Annotated in this window: 21 protein-coding genes; 17 read left to right on the plus strand and 4 right to left on the minus strand. The window is 48.2% G+C overall.

The genetic code is table 11. The features are described 5' to 3' along the window. Positions 1-10: 10 nt before the first annotated feature. The 15 genes from narJ (at position 11) to C558_RS0121670 (ending at position 11,653) form a co-directional block, all read left to right on the plus strand. Positions 11-670, plus strand: coding sequence for a nitrate reductase molybdenum cofactor assembly chaperone (gene narJ / locus C558_RS32750; RefSeq protein ID WP_018758389.1), 660 nt, complete (start codon positions 11-13; stop codon positions 668-670). Next, positions 670-1,350, plus strand: a complete 681-nt coding sequence (gene narI, locus C558_RS0121605) for a respiratory nitrate reductase subunit gamma (RefSeq protein WP_018758390.1) — start codon at positions 670-672, stop codon at positions 1,348-1,350. The genes narJ and narI overlap by 1 nt, the downstream gene beginning before the upstream one ends. Positions 1,351-1,378: 28 nt before the next feature. Beyond that, positions 1,379-2,002 carry a molybdenum cofactor guanylyltransferase gene (mobA, locus tag C558_RS32755; protein WP_018758391.1) on the plus strand — a complete coding sequence of 208 codons (624 nt, stop codon included), beginning with the start codon at positions 1,379-1,381 and terminating at the stop codon, positions 2,000-2,002. After that, positions 1,992-3,023: a ThiF family adenylyltransferase gene (locus tag C558_RS0121615; RefSeq protein ID WP_018758392.1), complete on the plus strand. Its 1,032-nt coding sequence runs from the start codon at positions 1,992-1,994 to the stop codon at positions 3,021-3,023. Before mobA ends, C558_RS0121615 begins: the two co-directional genes overlap by 11 nt. 38 nt (positions 3,024-3,061) lie before the next feature. After that, positions 3,062-3,292 (plus strand): MoaD/ThiS family protein, encoded by a 231-nt coding sequence (locus C558_RS0121620; RefSeq protein ID WP_018758393.1) that lies wholly within the window; start codon positions 3,062-3,064, stop codon positions 3,290-3,292. Between the two features lie 16 nt (positions 3,293-3,308). Beyond that, positions 3,309-3,794, plus strand: a complete 486-nt coding sequence (gene moaC / locus C558_RS0121625; RefSeq protein WP_018758394.1) for a cyclic pyranopterin monophosphate synthase MoaC — start codon at positions 3,309-3,311, stop codon at positions 3,792-3,794. 20 nt (positions 3,795-3,814) lie between these two features. Next, a complete protein-coding gene (locus C558_RS0121630; RefSeq protein ID WP_018758395.1) occupies positions 3,815-4,300 on the plus strand; it encodes a molybdenum cofactor biosynthesis protein MoaE in 486 nt (161 codons plus the stop codon). A 22-nt stretch (positions 4,301-4,322) separates the two neighbouring features. Beyond that, a complete protein-coding gene (gene moaA / locus C558_RS0121635; RefSeq protein ID WP_018758396.1) occupies positions 4,323-5,339 on the plus strand; it encodes a GTP 3',8-cyclase MoaA in 1,017 nt (338 codons plus the stop codon). 13 nt (positions 5,340-5,352) lie between these two features. Further along, a complete protein-coding gene (gene modA, locus C558_RS0121640) occupies positions 5,353-6,174 on the plus strand; it encodes a molybdate ABC transporter substrate-binding protein (RefSeq protein ID WP_018758397.1) in 822 nt (273 codons plus the stop codon). Beyond that, positions 6,171-6,848 (plus strand): molybdate ABC transporter permease subunit, encoded by a 678-nt coding sequence (modB, locus tag C558_RS0121645; protein ID WP_018758398.1) that lies wholly within the window; start codon positions 6,171-6,173, stop codon positions 6,846-6,848. Before modA ends, modB begins: the two co-directional genes overlap by 4 nt. Before the next feature lie 21 nt (positions 6,849-6,869). Then, a complete protein-coding gene (locus C558_RS0121650) occupies positions 6,870-7,595 on the plus strand; it encodes a YwiC-like family protein (RefSeq protein WP_018758399.1) in 726 nt (241 codons plus the stop codon). 229 nt (positions 7,596-7,824) lie between these two features. Then, on the plus strand, positions 7,825-8,640 hold the full coding sequence (locus tag C558_RS34800) for a hypothetical protein (protein ID WP_018758400.1): 816 nt from the start codon (positions 7,825-7,827) through the stop codon (positions 8,638-8,640). 71 nt (positions 8,641-8,711) lie between these two features. Then, entirely contained in the window at positions 8,712-9,392 is a 681-nt protein-coding gene (locus tag C558_RS0121660) for a response regulator transcription factor (protein WP_018758401.1), read from the plus strand. Continuing rightward, entirely contained in the window at positions 9,389-11,140 is a 1,752-nt protein-coding gene (locus C558_RS0121665; protein ID WP_018758402.1) for a sensor histidine kinase, read from the plus strand. Before C558_RS0121660 ends, C558_RS0121665 begins: the two co-directional genes overlap by 4 nt. Before the next feature lie 30 nt (positions 11,141-11,170). Beyond that, positions 11,171-11,653, plus strand: a complete 483-nt coding sequence (locus C558_RS0121670) for a hypothetical protein (RefSeq protein ID WP_018758403.1) — start codon at positions 11,171-11,173, stop codon at positions 11,651-11,653. Positions 11,654-11,729: 76 nt separating this feature from the next. Here C558_RS0121670 and C558_RS0121675 read toward each other — a convergent pair whose 3' ends face one another. Beyond that, positions 11,730-12,449, minus strand: coding sequence for a FadR/GntR family transcriptional regulator (locus tag C558_RS0121675; RefSeq protein WP_018758404.1), 720 nt, complete (start codon positions 12,447-12,449; stop codon positions 11,730-11,732). Between the two features lie 125 nt (positions 12,450-12,574). On the opposite strand from C558_RS0121675, the gene C558_RS0121680 reads away from it, so the two are divergent. Together C558_RS0121680 and C558_RS0121685 are read left to right on the plus strand one after the other, a co-directional pair. Then, positions 12,575-13,990 carry an FAD-binding oxidoreductase gene (locus C558_RS0121680; RefSeq protein WP_026264069.1) on the plus strand — a complete coding sequence of 472 codons (1,416 nt, stop codon included), beginning with the start codon at positions 12,575-12,577 and terminating at the stop codon, positions 13,988-13,990. Next, entirely contained in the window at positions 13,983-15,365 is a 1,383-nt protein-coding gene (locus C558_RS0121685) for a (Fe-S)-binding protein (RefSeq protein ID WP_018758406.1), read from the plus strand. Before C558_RS0121680 ends, C558_RS0121685 begins: the two co-directional genes overlap by 8 nt. A 184-nt stretch (positions 15,366-15,549) precedes the next feature. On the opposite strand, the gene C558_RS31635 is transcribed toward C558_RS0121685, so the two are convergent. The 3 genes from C558_RS31635 to C558_RS0121700 are packed head-to-tail and all read right to left on the minus strand — an operon-like array spanning position 15,550 to position 20,326. Then, positions 15,550-18,420, minus strand: a complete 2,871-nt coding sequence (locus C558_RS31635) for a GAP1-N2 domain-containing protein (RefSeq protein WP_018758407.1) — start codon at positions 18,418-18,420, stop codon at positions 15,550-15,552. Beyond that, positions 18,417-19,679 carry a hypothetical protein gene (locus C558_RS0121695; protein WP_018758408.1) on the minus strand — a complete coding sequence of 421 codons (1,263 nt, stop codon included), beginning with the start codon at positions 19,677-19,679 and terminating at the stop codon, positions 18,417-18,419. The genes C558_RS31635 and C558_RS0121695 overlap by 4 nt, the downstream gene beginning before the upstream one ends. A gap of 11 nt (positions 19,680-19,690) precedes the next feature. Next, a complete protein-coding gene (locus tag C558_RS0121700) occupies positions 19,691-20,326 on the minus strand; it encodes a hypothetical protein (RefSeq protein ID WP_018758409.1) in 636 nt (211 codons plus the stop codon). Positions 20,327-20,351 lie beyond the last annotated feature (25 nt).

Below are 20,351 nucleotides of genomic sequence, written 5' to 3' on the forward strand. Positions count from 1 at the left end.
GTGATTGGACATGAAAGAGATGACGCTTCGTTCTAGCTGGATGCTCTTCTCGCAGCTGTTGCAATATCCTGATGCGGCGTGGCAAGAGACCGCGGATGAGATGTACGTAAATTGGTGCCATTTGATCCAGTACGAGGATGAAGCAGTGGCCAAGTTGCTTCAGGAGCTTGCGGGCCAATGCCTTGCTGAATATGCGGGGATGGATGCGGTGGCGATTACAGCAGCCTATGTGAAGACATTCGATTTTAGTAAGAAGGCGAATTTGTATTTGACCTATGGACAGCTCGGGGATGACCGTGAACGGGGTCCTGCACTACTCAAGTTAAAACAACTGTATGAAGAAGAGGAGATTGTCCTCGATACGGATGAATTACCGGATTATCTGCCGCTGGTTCTGGAGTATGTGGCGGTAGCGCAGGAGGAGCGAGGTATTGCCTTGCTGTATTCCTTCCGTAAAGCCTTGGATAGCATCAAAGATGCGCTCCACCACATGACCAGCCCCTATCGTCATGTACTTGATGCGATTTTATGGATCATCGATCAATCGGACATTACAGAGGGATCCTTTGAAATGACAACATCTGCTGGATGTGGGAGCACGCCATCTGAACTTGGATGCGGACCGATGTGGGGTGCTGCGGGATATGGTAACGCAGGGAGGAATGCGTAATGGCGTGGGGTAATCAGTTTCTCTGGGTGATTTATCCCTATATGATTCTTATCATCTTTCTCGTTGGACTCTATTATCGATACCAGACGGATCAGTTCGGCTGGACGGCGAAATCGAGTGAAATGCTCGAGAAGAAGAAACTACGCTGGGGTAGCAATCTATTTCATATCGGGATTATTCTCGTCTTCTTCGGGCATGTCGGAGGGATTCTGATCCCGAAAACATGGCTTGAAGCGTTAGGTGTCTCGGATCATCTGTATCATACCATGGCACTCTCTATCGGTTCTGCAGCGGGACTGTTGACACTGATCGGATGTATCATTCTCGTGATTCGTCGATTCTCGGATGTCCGAATACGTCGAACGAGCAGCTTCGGCGATATGCTATCGATTGTCTTGCTCACGTTGATTGTGGTGGTAGGCATGGCGGCGACGCTGTTCAATATGACGGGCAGTTCTGAATTCGATTATCGGGAGACGATTGGACCGTGGCTGCGTGGCGTGATTGTATTTATGCCAGATTATACGTTAATGAATACCGTGCCCGTGATCTTCAAGGTTCATATTATTTTGGGTCTAGCACTATTTGCCGTATTTCCTTTTACAAGGCTCGTTCACATGCTAAGCTTACCAATCAAATATCTAAAACGCAGCTATGTCGTGTATCGTAAACGTCAATAATCATTCATCGGGGGAGGGCGGTGCTCATATGTTAACAGGTATTATTCTGGCTGGAGGCCGCAATTCTCGGATGAATGGCCGGAATAAAGCGCTCTTGATCTATGAAGGGGAGCATTTTATCGAACGGCAAATCAACGTTATGCGTTCAATTTGTACGAGACTGATCATCGTGACGAACGATGCTTCATACTATAACAAATGGTCAAAGGACGATTTGATTTATATTCCGGATATTTATGAAGGGCATGGTCCCCTTAGCGGGTTTCATGCGGCCTTTGCACACACAGAGACAGAATATGCCTGGGTCGTTGGGTGTGATTATCCTAAACTATCCGCTTCTGCTGCTCTCTGGATGTTATCTCAGCTCAAGACAAGTGACTATGACGCGGTTCTCCCCGTTGTCGATGGCAAGCATCAAATGTTACATGGGGTGTATCGACCTAATCGGATGCTGCCATCTATCATTCAGAGACTCGAATCGCACCAGTACCGGCTATCTGGGCTATTGGATTCGATTCATTGGTTAGGTCTAGGGGAGAGCGATTGGATAGAAGCGGGTATAGCTTATCAATTTATAGAAGATGTGGATACACCTGAGGAATACATCGCATTACTTCAAGAACGGGAAGGAGGCAGCGACGATGTCTCATGATCGATATAGCAGACAACAGAACTTTGGGCCTATCGGTACCGCAGGGCAACAGGAGTTAGCGGCCAAACACGTTCTGATCGTTGGAGCGGGTGCGCTCGGCTCCGGAAATGCGGAAATTCTAGCACGTTCGGGCGTTGGTACGATCACCATCATTGATCGAGATTACGTGGAATGGAGCAATCTGCAGCGGCAGTCGCTCTTTTGCGAGCAGGATGCAATCGATCAATTGCCCAAAGCTGTGGCGGCGGCGAACCGGATTAAACAGATCAACGCTGATATAACGGTGCATGCACATGTGATGGATTGCACAGCGTCGGATCTTACATCTTTGCTGGATACATCGAAGGTGGATTTGATGCTTGATGCAACGGACAATTTTGCCATTCGATATATCATCAATGATGCTGCATATCAATACCAAATTCCTTGGATCTATGGGGCTTGTTCAGGCAGTTATGGTGTGGTATGCAATTTCATTCCGGGGCAGTCGCCATGTCTGCATTGTGTGATGGAACGTATGCCAATCGGCTCTGCGTCTTGTGATCGAGAAGGGATAATTGCTCCAGCGGTGCAGATGGTCGTGGCGATGCAATCGGCTGAAGCGCTCAAATGGCTGTCTGGGAATCGAACGCAGATGTCTGATCGATATACTGTCTTTGATCTCTGGTCGAATATGCACCAATCGATTCGTATGGATAAGACGGGGAAGCACGAGGCATGTCCGACCTGCGGGGCACAACCAAGCTATCCTTATCTGAAGTCGGAGGCGGCGATGCGAACAGAGGTGTTATGCGGTCGCTCCTCGGTCTGGATTCGTTATCCGCGACAAGAGCCGCTAGATATGAATCTCGCAGCCTCTCATGCTATGCAATTGCAGGCGGAAGTGAAGTCGAATCCGTATCTCCTTCAAATTCAAGAGGGCGAATACCGCCTCGTTATTTTCCAAGATGGTAGAGCTCTGGTCCATGGCACCTCGGATTCGCTCGAAGCCAAGAAGTTGTATCATCGATACTTAACCTAATAAATTTTTAATGATATTAAAGTCAGGAAGGTGAACTTATGAAGATATTATGTTTTGCCCATTTGAGTGAACAGTTAGGTGCATCCAGTATGGAGTTAGAACTGGGGCCGATCTCAGTAGCAGATTTCATGGCAGAATTAAAGAATCGATATCCTGCTCTGCTGCTCGATCATGTCATGATCGCGGTCAATGAACAATTTGTCGAGCAGACGCACGTCATCGAGCCGAATGATACGGTCGCATTGTTGCCTCCCGTAAGTGGTGGTTAAGAAAGGGGTTATGAAGATGAGCAGTGAGCAATTAACGCATTTTAATGAACAAGGTAGAGCCCATATGGTTGATGTCTCGGATAAAGTAGAGACGAAGCGGATGGCCGTATCCAAGAGTCAAATTCATATGCGTGCGGAGACATTGCGTCGAATCCAAGAAGGATCGATTGGCAAAGGCGATGTACTGGCTGTGGCTCAAGTCGCAGGCATTATGGCTGCGAAGAAGACAGCAGATCTCATTCCGATGTGTCACCCGCTACCGCTTACGGGCATTGATATTTCATTCGAGGTGGAGAATGAGCAGACATTATCATTTCGCGTGAAAGTGAAGACAACCGGCGTGACTGGCGTTGAGATGGAAGCGTTAACTGCTGCGCAGGTCGTCGGACTGACGATCTATGATATGTGCAAAGCGATAGATAAAGATATGGTGTTAGGCCCCACCTATCTGGAACAGAAGCAAGGAGGAAAAAGCGGCGATTATCGACGTGAGAGCGAGTAGCATAAGAGAGGAGCATCCGTATGAGCAACTCATTATTTGTGATTACAGATCAACCGATAGTGCCGGAAGAAGTCTCGGATAAAGTTAAGCGACGGGAAGCAGGCGCCATCACGTTGTTCTTAGGTACGGTGCGTGAATTAACATATGGCAAACGGACGTTATATCTCGAGTATGAAGTATACCCGACGATGGCCGTCGCTCAATTGGAGCGAATTGGTCGAGAAGTTCGTGAGCGGTGGGCTGATACGGTCGTTGCTGTCACACATCGCGTGGGACGCCTTGAAATATCTGATATCGCCGTGGTGATCGCCGTATCCTCGCCGCATCGCAAAGCAGCCTATGAAGCGAATGAATACGTCATTGAACGGATTAAACAAATCGTCCCGATCTGGAAAAAAGAGCATGGCGAAGACGGCTCCGAATGGATTGGCGATCAACTGAACCAGCAGGCTTATCCTGAGGGTCGTCCTATGGCCCTGGATATACCGAAGGAAGATGAGAGATAACTTGTGAAAGGAGTGTGTGAGGATGACAGGGTCAATTCCCCGTTTAGTCGATAACTTCGGACGGCAGCATCACTACTTACGAATTTCCGTGACGGATCGTTGCAATCTACGCTGTATCTACTGCATGCCCGAGGAAGGGATGGAGTTCGAACCGTCAGACAAGATTCTAACCTATGAAGAAATTGCAGAAGTCGTACGCGTCGTCGCTGGGATGGGGATTAGCAAGATACGTCTTACTGGCGGGGAGCCGCTTGTTCGGAAGGAACTTGAGAAGCTTGTAGCGATGATCGCGAGTATTCCTGGGATCGAAGATATATCGCTAACGACGAATGGGATTTTCCTTGCTCCGCGTGCAGAGCGATTGAAGGAAGCTGGCCTTACACGCGTCAATATTAGCATGGACTCCCTCCAGGCTGATCGATTCAAAATGATTACGCGCGGGGGGGATGTCAGGAAAGTGCTCGACAGCATTGATGCCTGTGTGAAGGTAGGTTTAAGTCCCATCAAATTGAATGTTGTGCTGATGAAAGGGCTGAACGATGATGAGATCGCAGATTTTATCGCGCTAACGCAAGAACGGGACATCCATGTACGATTCATCGAATACATGCCTATCGGTCACAGTGATACGCAATGGAAGAACCTCTATTTGCCACTCAATCGCGTGATGGAAGTATGTGCTGAGCAGCAATGGGAGTACGCTTCGGTTACGACGATTCAAGGGAACGGTCCTTCGGAGAATTATCGTCTGAACGGCGCGATTGGCAGCTTTGGATTGATACATCCAGTTAGCGAGCATTTCTGCCAGACCTGTAATCGCCTACGTCTAACGGCAGACGGTTATATTAAACCATGCTTGGCTTGGACAGAACAATTCCAAGTACGCAGCGTCGTCGGTAATGATGAGGCCATGCGCCAACTTTTTCTGGATGCACTGGGTACGAAACCGGAAAATCATGAAATGTCGAAATTTTTACAAGGCGATGAAGAAATATCACATACGCCTACAGCTCGTAGAATGTCACAAATTGGTGGATAGGAGAGGGATATAGATGATCCATTTTTTGACCAAAAGAGGTACGCAATTGCTCGTTCTATTATTCACAATGGCACTCATTATCTCAGCATGTGGGACGAAACAGACGGATGAAAAGACGGATTCTGGCTCGCAATCGGTTGAATTAACCATCTCTGCTGCAGCAAGTCTAACAGATGCTTTGCAAGAAATTCAGAAGAATTATGAGGCGAAGACAAGTGGTGTGAAGCTGCATTTTAACTTCGGGGCATCAGGCGCACTGCAGCAGCAAATCGAACAAGGGGCACCTGTTGATCTGTTCCTATCTGCCGCTTCTAAAAATATGAAGGCGCTTGTAGACAAGCAGCTTGTGGAGCAGAATCAACAGAAGAGTTTGCTTGCGAACGAATTAACTGTGATCACGGCTGCGAAACCGCCCATCTCCATACAAGAAGCGAAAGACCTTCTGAAAGCGGATATCCAGAAGATCGCCATTGGCATTCCCGAAACCGTCCCTGCCGGGAAGTACGCGCAGGAGGCACTTGCGAACGCGGGTGTATGGGATGACATACAGTCCAAATTGGTCCAAGCGAAGGATGTTCGACAGGTACTCCAATATGTCCAGACCGGGAATACGGAGGCTGGATTCGTGTATAAAACGGATGCACTCACATCGGATCAAGTAAAGATTGCTTATACCGTAGATCCATCATCTTATTCACCTATTACCTATCCGATCGGAATCGTCAAAGCGACAACCCATGCCAAAGAAGTTGAACAATTATATACCTATCTTCAATCGAAGGATGCAATGGACGTCTTCGTGAAATACGGATTCTCCATCCCGGAAGTGAAATGAACATGATCGAGATCGATTGGGCTCAGTTATGGACCCCGATTCGATTATCCCTTCAGGTTGCACTCCTATCGAGTGTGCTGAGTACACTCATTGGCGTTACATTGGCATGGCGAATGTCAAGAAGCTCGGTGAAGGGTAAAGTGCTGTTAGAGACCGCTTTTATGCTACCTCTCGTGCTGCCACCGACCGTAGTTGGCTTCCTGCTCCTCGTTGCACTCGGGCGACGGAGCTGGATCGGTCAATTCGCAGAATGGCTATTCTCCGCACCAATCATCTTCTCGTGGGGAGCCGCTGTGATTGCATCTGTCGTCGTATCGTTCCCGCTCGTCTATCAGACGATGAAAACAGGGTTCCATTCGATAGATTATCAATTAGGAGATGCTGCGCGTTCGATTGGGGCGAGTGAATGGCAGGTATTTCGTTATATTACGCTGCCAATTGCGTTTCCATCGGTTATAACTGCTTATATCCTCAGCTTTGCTCGAAGTCTAGGTGAATTCGGGGCTACACTCATGATTGCGGGGAATATTCCTGGAAAGACGCAAACCGTCCCTACAGCGATTTTTGTAGCGGTTGATTCCGGGAATATGACGATGGCTTGGATGTGGACGATCTCCATGGTGGTCATTTCCTTTCTATTGTTGCTCTTAACCGGACGGAAGAAAACGGCTTAACGATGAGGAGGTTGAACGGAATTGAAGAACAAGAACATCGTAATCCCACATGAGCATGGGGGATGGGCGATGGTTAGTGTCCCTTTCTTATTCGGGATGATAGCAGGTACGCCGCAGTGGAGTCATATTCTACTTTTCATTGCTTGGTTGTTCTTATACTTAGCATCGTATCCATTCCTACAAGCCATTAAGCGGGGCAAGCAGCGCGATCATTTATTGAAATGGTCAGCCATCTATGGGGTCATCGCACTGGCAGCACTAGTATATCCGTTGATGCAGACGCCGGAGCTATTTTATTTCGGCATCCCATTTCTGTTGCTGCTAATCGTGAATATCTGGCATGTGAAGCAGAAATCGGAGCGAGCCATCGTGAACGATCTCTGCGCGATTTTGCTCTTCTCCTTAGGGGGAGCTGCTACATATCTATTCGGTGGTGGCGGCTGGGATTCAACGATGCTGGCTGTCGTCGGATTTAACTTTTTGTATTTTATGGGGACGGCATTTTTCGTGAAGACGATCTTTAGGGAAAGAGGCAATAAGAAATGGGAGGCCGCGGCTCGCATCTACCATGTGCTGATGCTCTTCGTACCGTGGGTATGCGGTTATCCTTGGATGACGCTACCTTTCATTGTTCCGTTAATCCGTACGTTTCTCTTCGCAGGGAAGCAAGTGCGTCCGATGAAGGCAGGTATTCTCGAGATTATCGGTGCCGTGCAGTTTATCGTTATATCATGGATCGTGTTCTAATTAACCGCGATGATCGCGGTTTTTTTTTGAAATACAAGAATTTATAAGTTTCACGAATAAACGGATCATATATTTCTCGCATAAACGCTTTCCGTCCTTGAAAGGACGCCGGAGGCGTTTTTGCTTGTTTGGACGCGATAAGGCCCTCCATGTTCATCGGGAGTACACATGAAGTACACATCGGCACTTTATACTGTGATTTGTAAACAGAAAACGGAGGGAAACAAAAATGAAAAAAACAGCGATCTTATTAGCATTAACCATCACAACGGGAGCTTTGGTAGGTCAAGTATGGGCAGAACCGGCGAAATCAACAGCAAGTCAAGCGACAACAACAATGCAATCGGTGAAGAGTGAGCAGGATCAACCATTTGCCAATGCCGGTATTGATGACCCGAAGGTGTTCACGACTTTTCTTGCAAAATTGCAAAAAGCAGTTGCAGAGGATAATCTTAACGAAGTAGCTACTTACATGTCTTATCCTTTGAATTTGATCAAAAATAGTAAGAAAATAATCATTTATACCAAGGAGCAATTCGTGCAAAAGTACGATCGTATCATGACAAGTCATGTGCAGAAGAAACTGCTTGCGCAGAATGCTGAAGATGTATTCGTCAATGCGAAGGGGATCATGATTGGCGAAGGTGAAATGTGGATGAGCGTCATCGATCAGCAACTTGCAGTCTATTCCATCCATGCCATGGAGAACCCGTATGAGGTGGCGGGCATCGATAATCCAGCTGCGTTTACCGATTTTCTAAGCAAACTGCAGAAAGCCGTCGTGTCGAACAATAAAAAAGAAGTTGCGAACTTCATATCCTATCCATTACATGTCAACCATAAAGGAAAAACGGTCCTGATTAAGTCGAAAAAGCAGTTTATCGAAAAATACAATCAGATTATGACGGACAAGGTGAAGAAAAAACTACTTGCGCAAAAAGCAAAGGATGTGTTCGTCAACTGGCAGGGTGTCATGGTTGGAGATGGAGAAGTGTGGATCCGACCGCAGGAAGAGCAGATCGTCGTGTTCGCGATCAATAAATAAAATCAGTAGTATGGATGAATTACCGTCGTTCTAAGCTCAGAGAGTTTTCGGTCGATTTGGGGTGATAATGGATGAAACGAAGTATTTTGCTCGTCGAAGATGATGTTCTCATGCGTGAATTTATTACAGATTATTTCAAGAAAGAACAATGGGATGTATATGAGGCGGAGAACGGGAGAGAAGCACTGGAGATTTTCGAACAGGCCATGATCGACCTGATTGTGCTGGATATTATGATGCCGGAAATGGACGGGTGGTCGGTATGCAGAAGAATTCGGCAAAAGTCAGACGTCCCCATTATCATCATAACCGCGCGGACGGAGGACGATGATCAGATTATGGGCTTCGAGCTGGGTGCGGATGAATATGTCACCAAGCCATTTAGTCCGAAGGTGCTCGTCGCCCGTGCGGTCGCGCTCATGAAACGAACGGAGGGGACAATCGGACGGGAGAACGACATTCTCACGTATGGGCATATCACGGTGGACCGCAGGGCGCATTCGGTTATGGTATCGGAAACGCTCATTAACCTATCGCCGAAGGAATACGAGTTGCTCCTCGTTTTCATGAAGCATGATGGGCAGGTTCTATCCCGGGATTATCTATTAAATGCTGTCTGGGGATTTGATTATTTTGGGGATCTGCGTACCGTGGACACCCATGTGAAGAAATTACGCGCCAAATTAGGAAGCGAAGGGCGATTTATTCGGACGGTCATTCGTTCGGGGTATAAATTTGAGATGGAATCATGAGAAAAAACGGTGTTGTACGAAAGTTGTTTGTGATCACCTCTGTCCTGATCCTACTTGTGTTCTCGCTAGCTCTGCTTGCTGAGGGGGTGTTCTTTGAACGGTTCTATCGGGCGACAAAAATAAATCATCTCGAACAGAGCATCGAGCGATTCGGTACGCGGTATCTTGCTGCAGAATCCAATGGAATCGAGGCCTCTCGCGCATTAGGTACCTTCATGAATGAGAACAACGCTAGCGTGGCGATTCTGAACAGTCAGTTCGAGCAACGAAGCGTCGATCCGTATTTTATTCAAATCGCAACGGAGTCAAAGCTGGTTACGCTTCGTATCGCATCCGAAGGGATGATGCTGAACGATATTCCGACAGGGGTACGAATTGGCGATACGCTGGTGGTTGACGGTATTTTTATGGATGAGAAGGATACGATTATGCAGCCAGTCAATATCCATCAGGAAGGTCAGGTAGCAACACTCCCTGGTGAGGGACTTGTACGCGTCAAAGGCAAGATCACAGATTTCATCTTGCCCGAGCAGCGATCCTTCAATCCGTTCTATCAAGATACGCTGATTCGAAACGCGTTGATGGATTGGTTGCTCCAGAAAGACATGCACCAAGCTGAGCTGGATCGTAATACTTCTGTTCGAACGGAATGGCTTGATCCATGGAGCGGCATCCGATACGCAGTCATTGTAGCTCCACTATCCACATCGCTGGATGAGGATCGGTATGTCTTTGCGCTCACCTCGCTTCAGCCCGTAGGCGAAGCGGTAGAAATTCTGAAGCAATATTTTATCTATATGGCTCCGGTTATTCTTATTCTTGTGCTGATCCTTTCATTGATTTATTCGCGAATCATCTCACGGCCGTTAGTGAAGCTCAGTAAGTCGGCAGGGCGCATGGCACAGCTGGATTTCAGTGTCCAACCCGAGATTCATTCCAAGGACGAATTCGGGGATTTATCGAGAAGTATGAGCACACTATCGCAAAATCTGAATGCCGCATTGCAGAACCTGCAGCAGGCGAATGAGCAGCTGCACACGGAAATGGAAGAGAAGCAGCGCTCCGAACAGCTTCGTAAAGAATTGATCGCGAACATCTCCCATGAGTTAAAGACGCCACTCGGCATCGTAAAAGGGTTCGCAGAAGGGCTGCAGGATGATGTGGCTGTCGATAAACGAGAGCGATATCTTGGGCTGATCGTGAGTGAAACGGATCGAATGAACGCATTGATTATGGATATGCTGGAGCTATCCAAATTCGAGGCGAAGGCAATTCAGTTACACCTCAGAGACATATCGCTTGGGGAGTTGATCCATCGCGTTACTGCCTCGTTCGCTCATCAGCTGGAGAGTAAGCAGCTTCACATCGATATACAAGCGGATTCGGAATGGGTTGTAAGCACAGATCCTAGACGGCTCGAGCAAGTGGTACTGAATCTATTAAGCAATGCCGTTCGGCATGCGTCGCAAGGAAGCACCATCCGAATTGATATACAGCGAACAATGCATGGCCAGATTAAGACCGCTATCGCTAATGTTGGCCCTCCGATTGACGCGGAAGTTTTGGATCGGATCTGGGATCAATTCTATCGTGCCGAACGTTCACGTGATCGCAAATCTGGCGGTACGGGACTGGGGCTCGCCATCGTCAAGCATATTCTGGAGCTGCATGGCAGTACGTATGGTGCGGCGAATACGGACCAAGGCGTTGTGTTTCATTTCACGTTGGAACAAGTGGAAGCAAAGTAATTCATTATAAAAGACAAATGGAGATTGGATATGGAGAAGAGACGTTACATCATGTTGTTGATCGTTGGCAGCATGCTGCTTCTGATAAGTGCTTGCGGCTTGCCATCGGACACCGGTTCTGCGGTGAAGGGATCTGAACCCGCACAACAAGAGATACCAGCTAACGAGAAGGATTCGAAGCCACTGGACAAAGAAATTCTGATTATTATTGATCAGACGCCCAAACCCACAGAGCAGAAAAGCTTCGATTTTGTTGTGAAGAAGCTGCCTGAAGGCTATACACTCGCTGAAATGCAGTGGATTTCTTCGAAGAATCAGATCGTCAATACACTGCAAAAAGCTGCTCAGCATGGTGCGAACGGGGAAGACGGCTTCTACATTAGCGGTGATGGCCAGTTCGCAGGATTTATCTACCCGAAACCGATGAGCGGCGAAGAAGGGGAGGTCAAGTTCCTTTTCCGCAATGACCAAGGGGATGAATTGACATGGAAAAAGAAAATAACGTTGAAATGATATGAAAAATCGTGCGCACACCGGGGGAAGATATGTCTGAAATACCCCGGCTTGCGCACGATTTTTATGCAGTTGATTATTCAGGATCCAGGACACGCTCGACTTTGGTGATATGTTGCTCCATGAGCTGCTGTGCTCGTATGCCGTCGCAATCGGCGATCGCCTCGTAAATATCCCGATGCTCCCTCAGCAAACGTTCAGCCGAAGAGCGTTCGGCGTAGAACCATAACGTACGGGTATCCTTCATCGTCTCGTGAATCTGCTGCGACAGGGACGACATCAAATCGGCTAGCATGGGATTATGGGTTGCTCGAGCGATTGTCTCATGGAATTGTACATCGGCTTGCTCGCCGAATACTTCGTCATCCAACTTGGACGCCATCTCTTCGAGAATATTCAACAGCAGGGCAAGGTCTTGCTCCGTTCGATGGGTTGCCGCAAGAGACACACAGCCAGTCTCAAGGACGCGACGCACTTCAAGAAGATGTCGAATTGATTTCGCACGGCTTATCCAAGATTCAGGATGCAGTTGAGCCGGATGTGGGTGCTCGATCGGTTGTTCACGGACGAACGTGCCGCTTCCTTGCCGGACATCGAGCAAGCCCATTGCTTTCAAGGAGCTAAGCGCCTCCCGAATGGTTGATCGTCCTACTTGATATTGCAGGGCAAGATCAACGACAGAGGGCAGTCTGTCGCCTGGGAGGAGGAGTCCTCCTTCCATTTTTTGTTTTAGGTCTTGCATGACCCAGTCGGAGCTTTTAAGCGGCTTGGGTTGAAGCGTATTCATCAGTTTCATTCATTCCTTCCGAAATGTGGTTCTCATGCCATTTATTTTAGTGTATACTAAACCCAGCATAAAGTCATCTGATGACCTGACTAATTCGTTTCTTTAAAAATTAATGAGATGTTGAGGTGTTGATTGTGCTGGAGGAAGTCGTTAAACGTGAACTGCGCTCAATTGTTGGCGATACATTTTTTCATGATGATCTTGAGTCACTTGTCACGCATTCCTATGATGGAACGCCAATGCAGCAGGCGCTTCCGGATGGTGTCATTTACCCCGGTAGTACCGAAGAAGTCGCAGCCGTCATGAAAGTGCTGAACCGACATCGCATTCCGCTTGTCAGTCGAGGCTCTGGCACGAACTTATGCGGCGGGACGGTTCCCGTACATGGCGGGATCGTGATGGTCATGCATCGCATGAATCGGATCCTAGATGTCGATTTGGATAACCTGACAGCGACCGTACAGCCCGGGATCATCACCAAGGAATTTATCACCCATATAGAGAACCTAGGCTTGTTTTATCCGCCTGATCCGAGCAGCATGGCAATTTCGACAATCGGTGGCAATATTGCGGAATGCTCCGGTGGCCTTCGGGGGCTCAAATACGGTACGACGAAAGATTACGTCATCGGACTTGAGGCCGTGCTAGCGAATGGTGAAATTATTCGCACTGGCGGGAAGTTGATGAAAGACGTAGCAGGCTATGACTTGACCAAGCTGCTCGTCGGCTCGGAGGGGACGCTTGCAGTGATTACGGAAGCGACGCTTAAACTTATTCCGCCACCCAAGTATAAGAAGACAATGCTGGCGATGTATAAGGATATCTACGGGGCGGCTCGTTCCGTATCCAGCATCATCAAGAGCCAGATTATCCCGGCAACGCTGGAGTTCATGGACAATCCGACGATTCGCGTCGTCGACGATTTTGCGAAGCTAGGCTTGCCGCTCGACATGGAAGCCATCCTGTTGATCGAACAAGATGGCGAGATGGAGATGGTCGAGCGAGATATCGAAGTCATCGTGTCGATATGTCAGAGCGAGAACGCTGCAAGAGTTGAAGTAGCAGAATCGGCGGAACATGCCATGAAGCTGATGACGGCCCGACGCAGCGCTTTTACCGCGCTCGCCCGCTTGCGGCCGACGACGATACTGGAAGATGCGACAGTACCGCGTTCACGAATTGCCGATATGGTGCTGGAGATTAACCGAATCGCCCAGAAATATAACGTGCAGATATGTACTTTCGGTCACGCCGGCGACGGGAATCTACATCCGACTGCAACGACAGACGCACGAGACCAGGATGAAGTACATCGCGTCGAAGCAGCTTTCGAAGAAATTTTCGAAGCGGCGATTCGGCTTGGCGGTACGATAACGGGCGAACACGGCGTTGGGATGGTAAAGGCTCCATATCTGGAATGGAAAGTGGGGAGCGCCGGTATCGAGATGATGCGAGGAATCAAGATGGCATTCGATCCACACAACTTGCTCAATCCCGGCAAATTGTTCGCCAAAGAGTCGCGTAAAAGGGTGGTCATCGATCATGGCTAAGACAGAGCTACGATCCAATTCATTGCCGACGGCACTAGGCTTGTCAGGCGCTGTTCCTGCTTGCAGCCCCATGGCGTATACACTAAAGCAGACGCTCGATTACGACCAGTTGACCAACTGTATGCGCTGCGGGTTTTGTTTGCCGGCTTGTCCGACCTTTCGCGAGACAGGGGTCGAGGCAGAATCGCCACGAGGCAGGATTGCCTTAATGAAAGCCGTTGTCGACGGCATCATGGAGCCAAATGCGCAGTTCGAGACGCAAATGAATCACTGTCTGGGCTGCCGCGCATGCGAGCCAGCATGTCCGGCCGACGTGAAATACGGCCAATTAATCGAGCAGGCGAGGGACGCGGTGGAGAAACATACAGATTCCCATCGCTGGTGGATCAAGCTCGCGCGTAAAGTAGCTTTCAAAGGCGTGTTCCCATATCAGAATCGGGTAAGAATGGTCGGAGGAGCGCTTAGGTTCTACCAACAATCAGGATTACAGAGCTTCGCGAGAAATGCGGGACTCATGAAGCTGTTTCCTGCACATATGCGAGACATGGAGAAGATTTTGCCCGAGGCTTCCGATAAGGGTGTCGTCGAGACGATTGGAACCTGGCACCCGGCAAAAGGGGAGAAGATCGCCACCGTCGGCTTATTTCGCGGATGCATCATGGATATCCTGTTTACGGAGACGAATATCAACACCGTTCGGTTGCTTAATGCGGCCGGATTCGACGTCGTCATCCCAGCAAGCCAGAATTGCTGTGGTGCGCTTCATGCGCATAGCGGTGAACAATTTGGCGCCAAGGAACTAGCCAAACGGAACATTCGCGCGTTTATGGAAGCTGGTGTCGATTGGATCATTTCCAACGCTGGCGGTTGTGGCGCGTTGCTCGTCGATTACGGACATCTGCTTCACGATGAACCAGAGTGGAAAGCGGATGCTGCATGGTTCGCTTCACGCACGGTCGATATTAGCAAAATTCTGGTGGATCAAGGTAATCTGCCTCAGTCCTTCGGCAAGACGGCAGAGGGGCATGCGACCAAAATCACTTACCAGGAGTCCTGTCATTTGCGCAACGTGATGCGCAGCTCGGATGCGCCGAGAAATCTGATACGACGTGTGGAAGGAACGGAGTTCGTCGAACTGTTCGAGGCAGACCGTTGTTGCGGCTCGGCAGGTATTTACAACTTGACACATCCGGAAATGGCCGGGAGCATCTTGGAACATAAGATGGAGCATGTTAAGAAGACGCAGGCGCACGTTCTATTAACTAGCAATCCCGGCTGTCTGCTGCAGATGAAGCATGGCATTGAGAAACACGGCATGAGCCATGAGATGCAAGCAATGCATGTTGTCGATTTTCTGTACAGCCAGTTGAAATGAAATGATATCTACAGCGTAAATCGGATCTGGATCGATGTCTCCTCCGAAATCTGCGACGGAAGGAATACGGTCATTGCGATCGAATTTGATCGAGAACCGATTTGGCCCATAAGAAAATAGTCGGACAAAAAACTCCCCTTCAAGATTTACGAAGGGGAGTTCTTTAGTTCTTTAAGTACGTTAATTAAGGATTGATCGATTCTCCCGACGCGGAGCTTGGTGGTAGAGAAAGCTTGAACTTCATCTCATTGATGATCACGGTACTATCCTGTGGGATATCCGCTTTGGAGCCCAGCTGAACGATAACTTTTCCTGGATAGGAGGGTGCGTCGTCTTCGGCCGAAGCAGCTGTGCCATTCGTCGTGCTTGTTGGATCTGCACCATTTTCTGGATTCGGATTTGTTTCTTTGGTATCTTTCTTTGTATCCGTTACGGTATCACTACAATTGTGAATTAATTTTAGTGTCTTGCTATAGTCGGTTTTCGTTCCATCTGTTTTCTCAATTTGTACCGTTTTCGGCTCGAAAGCCGCACACTCCTGAAGATCACGGAATTGGAATACCAGCTGGGTCTGCTCTTCTTGTGGCGTTTTTCCATCCACCTGGATATTCTCTACATGAACAAGAATGGTTGGAACCTGCTCGGTCGGTGGTGTTGTAGTGACGGGTTGTTCCGCCTGATCGATCTGTTCGGGCGCTTTCTTGCTGAATACCCCGGATCCGGCCATCCCTGCAGCTGCGCCAAGAATAATCACAAGGACCAATGCAAGAAGGCTTGCTTTCTTATGTTTTTTTAGGATGCGAAGGAGTACCGGTGCGTTTTCAATAGCAGCTTTATCATATACCGCCTTCAGAGCCGGTCCCGCCGTATCGAAATACTGTTTGCGATTCGTCCGGTTCTTAAAGGCAGTCGGATCGACTTTCTTAAAATAAGAAAGAATTGCTGCTGAATATGCGGCATGAAGCTTCTGAGATCGCGTGAAATAACGATGCTTTTCCGACCAATTCATGAATTGATAGACGATGGTTTTGTCTTGTGCATGTTGATAGATATATTGCAATAAACCGCTGAAATCGATCATGCTTCCGCTAGATTCACTGTAGAACGCCATGATTATCCGTCTGAATTGAGCCGGCTTAATGTCGTCCTGCATCCATTTCCGCCCGAGCTGCTGCAACCTATCCATTTCCACGGCTGAAAGGCCTTCGAAGATGGATTCATCGGGATTTTGCGCATGGAACCATCGGTACGCAGCGAGCATGACATTCGTCTGTGATCGGACTTGTTGATTGAAGTGGGCAGCCCATTCCTTGATTTCATCCTCGTGTTCTAAGAAATCAATTTGGAGAAGCTGATCCAGCGTAATTTCTTCCAGTTTTAATTCTTTAAGTAAATAGAGCTGCGCTGAATAGATGAGTTGATCGATAAAATAAGTATCTGTACCTCCCAATTGCTTCTCCACTTGAATCGCAAGCTTGTCGAGTTGATTCACGATCGAATAGACGGCGGACACAGGCTCCGGCTCGCTCCGCAATTTCACGGTAAGCTCGGACTTGGCGATCTCCAGAAATGCGGTATGACTTCGTGCCTGTGGGTGATGATTCACCCAGTGTTGAATGGCATCTACGACATCTTGAACGGAGCTCATGCTCTGGAATCGATGTTGAATGTAAGGGTCGAACAGTGTTCTTGCGAAATTGACCTGCAAGACCGTATCGAAGAACAACTGCCGTAACGAAGGAACACTCTCTGCGATCGCATAGAACGCGAATGCCAGATCCTGTCGCTGCTCCGCGTAGGCGTTATTGATGACCCGAATCAAGAAACCGGAAAGTTCCTTCTCCACCGCGTCCGGGTTCATGCGATCGTAATCGCGGAAGCATTCCACAATCGTAGGGTCCGGAATCTGTCTCTGCTTAACATGCGTGTATTCTCTTGTGAACAACGAATGGAATAGAGCATTTAACTGTTCTTTGGCGATCATCGCGTTAGGAGGCGTTAAATACCCGATCAACGCGCTTAATATGGCTACCTGATTCTTGTCATATTCATGGTATTGTCCCTGAAGCAGCTGTTCGAACAGCGTTAGCTCATGATAACTGACAATGGATGTCTCGCGAAGCGGTTCCAGATCAGCGAGCATCCGATCGGCAAATCGGAAGAAGTCCTCCATCACATGCGAGTGATCAAGATGATCCCACGCATAATCGATATAAGGCTGCTTAGACCAATCAACATCGATATTGTTCACGCGCTGTGAGGGAAGATCGAATGTATAATCTTTTTCGATATTCTTATCGTTCGCTCGCAAGCTTCCTTTCTCCATGAGCGTGAGATGAATGCCTTTTTTGCTGACAGGTTCTTTAGCATACGTCACGAAGCCGAATTGTTTGCGGTAGGCATATGGCATGCTGGCATATAAGATTTCGATTAACTTCACAGCATGATGGGAGAGGGTCTCGATCGGCACATCCAGCGCGACATAGACTTTCTTTTTGCCTTGTATCGAAGCCATCACGGCGAACAGCAGCTGTTTGTACACCTGTTCATCGATGTTCATTTGAGCTAATTGTGTTCGATAAGGCTGAGAAGGGGCCGCATCGCCGTTGAGAGGAATATTCTGCAACTCAGGCAAATCTTGCCCTTGTTCAATATCATAATCGGTGGCGAAAGAAGCATTCAACCATGCAGGATAGTCATACACCACTTCTGCAGCACGCTCTGCTGGAATCACATAGTTATGCATGAAGAAAGCACTTCGCATGCCCGTGAAATCGGCAGGCATATACACCCCTGTACCAAGTACGATTTGCCCCGATTCCGTGCGATATAAATGCATGGCTCTCGGATAAGCGCTGACGTCCTTTTCTCCACGGACGGACAGCTCTGTCGGAGCATCGTAGAAGCAGGCAGGGTGGAGCAGTTTTTTAATGAAATTGCTATCCAACCCATTGGAACGAGCTACTGTATCGTAACCTTCATTGGAACGAAAAATACCACGTCGCTCTCGCGTATACATTTGTTGTTGGATGGGTTTCGGTGACGGGGTATTCAACGTTCTTCTCTCCCTTCGATGTAGTTCAGTTTATATAACAACCAGATGAATGGTTCGTCCACGCGGATGGGACTGACAACACCTTGCATCTTCTGATTAACGGGATTGCTTCCAAGGGCTGAAACCGCGAAATAGGCGGTATTGGAGAAATAGACATCCATCGTTCCCTTGAAAGGACGATCGACTTTCTCAATGAAACGTCGAATTTCGCCATCAATGTTCTCGAATTCGGTTAAGTCAAGCCATTTGCGATGAATCATGTTATTGAAAATATTGCTGTTCGGCTTCACATAATCGCCGTCTTCATCTTTGAGCGAGTGGAGCATATCACTCTTCGTCAATACGACAGCCGTCGGGATATTCGTCTTCGTTTTCTCCTCATATGCGATGAAATCGCCGAACATCGTCAGGACGACATCACGAGGTTCATCGTATTGCGGGATCCAATCGCCTTCCGTATCCCCATATTTCAAGCGTATTTTTTCGCGAATCGAACGGATTTGAAGCGGATCGACCATGAATAAAATGCCGGCGGAATTCTTGATATGCTGTCCATGCAACCCCAGATAGTCTTGATCGACCATGCCTTCACCTGCAACGTCAAAGAACACAAGGGTGAGAGGGGGCTTGGACTCATCCTTGAATACGAATTGGAAAATAAACGGTTCTTGCATTTTCTCTTTTTGGGTTGAAGCGAGCAGGTCGCCACGTTCAAAAAGCGGTTCTTCGTACATGGTGCGGAATTTGCGGCTTATTTCGGCATTGAGCGGCATGCAGGCTGCGTCAAAATGATCTGCTGTCATATGCTGCAGCGTATGGATCAAGGAGGTCATATAGACCGATTTCCCGACTTGGGAGGCTCCGATGATCGAGATAATATTGCTTGGCACCTTGCCAGCTGTGATCGGCAACTCATTATGGCAGTGCGGACATAGTCGATGACGCGTGACAACGCCGTATCGATCGTTCAACCCAATCATGACATGATCGGAGTAGATGTGATGCTCTTCAGGAATGTCGTGAGGGTAGAGAATGGCTTCCATATCGTAGACGGAATCTAAACCGAATTGCTGGCGATAGCGATTCAGAACGTCATCTTCTTGAAGCGCATAGTTCTCATCGTCTTCCCGATGATGAGCTGCACGGAAGACCACATCTTCGGGTGCATATTTACGGAAGCAATAGGGACATACAATATCGTAAAACAGCGGTCTTGGCGCTGCTTGCGGTTTCTTTTTAAATATATCGAAAAAACTCATGGGTGCTCCTCCTATTCCGGTATGAGTGCATATACATGCCCGTATTCCCGGCCGTCTGTAAAAAATAATCGAATAAAATCGTTCTTACCGATTTCAATGACAGGTAAGACCGTCTTGCCTGCAGGAAATGGCTCTACGAATGGATAGACCGTCCCATCTTCTTTATGCGTCGGGTAGCCGCCTTGCTTTTTAACGTAACAGAGTACGTCTTTCGCAAGTGGGACTTCCGAGGTCACTTGAATTTGCGCCGTCTTGAATTTCTGAAAAAAACCGGTTTTGAGACGAATCGAGTAATATATATTCGCTTTTCCTGTACTGACTTCAATGCGATTCCCGTACTCAGGTTGACGTATTAGTCGCGTCTCTCCATCGATGGTCGTGCTGGCGTATATCGTATAGATCCAGCGACCGACACCGTCCAATCGATCCTGATAGCCATGATTTGCTTTGAATTCATCCTTGGTATAGAGCTTTAAGGCGCGAGCGTCAGGCGTATCATCAACCTGCTCGCTCGCGTGTACTTTATGAATGTAAACCGATTGGACGTCGCTTGGCCAGAGCCAACGGAGCGTACAACGGTTGTCATTTACGCTTGATTGAAGGTCCCGTATGATGGGGGATGTAGCATGGGCATCCATAAACTGCATGGTTATTGCGCCTCCCTAGGTGTTA

The sequence above is a fragment of the Paenibacillus terrigena DSM 21567 genome (assembly GCF_000374845.1).
Classification (GTDB): domain Bacteria; phylum Bacillota; class Bacilli; order Paenibacillales; family Paenibacillaceae; genus Paenibacillus_K; species Paenibacillus_K terrigena.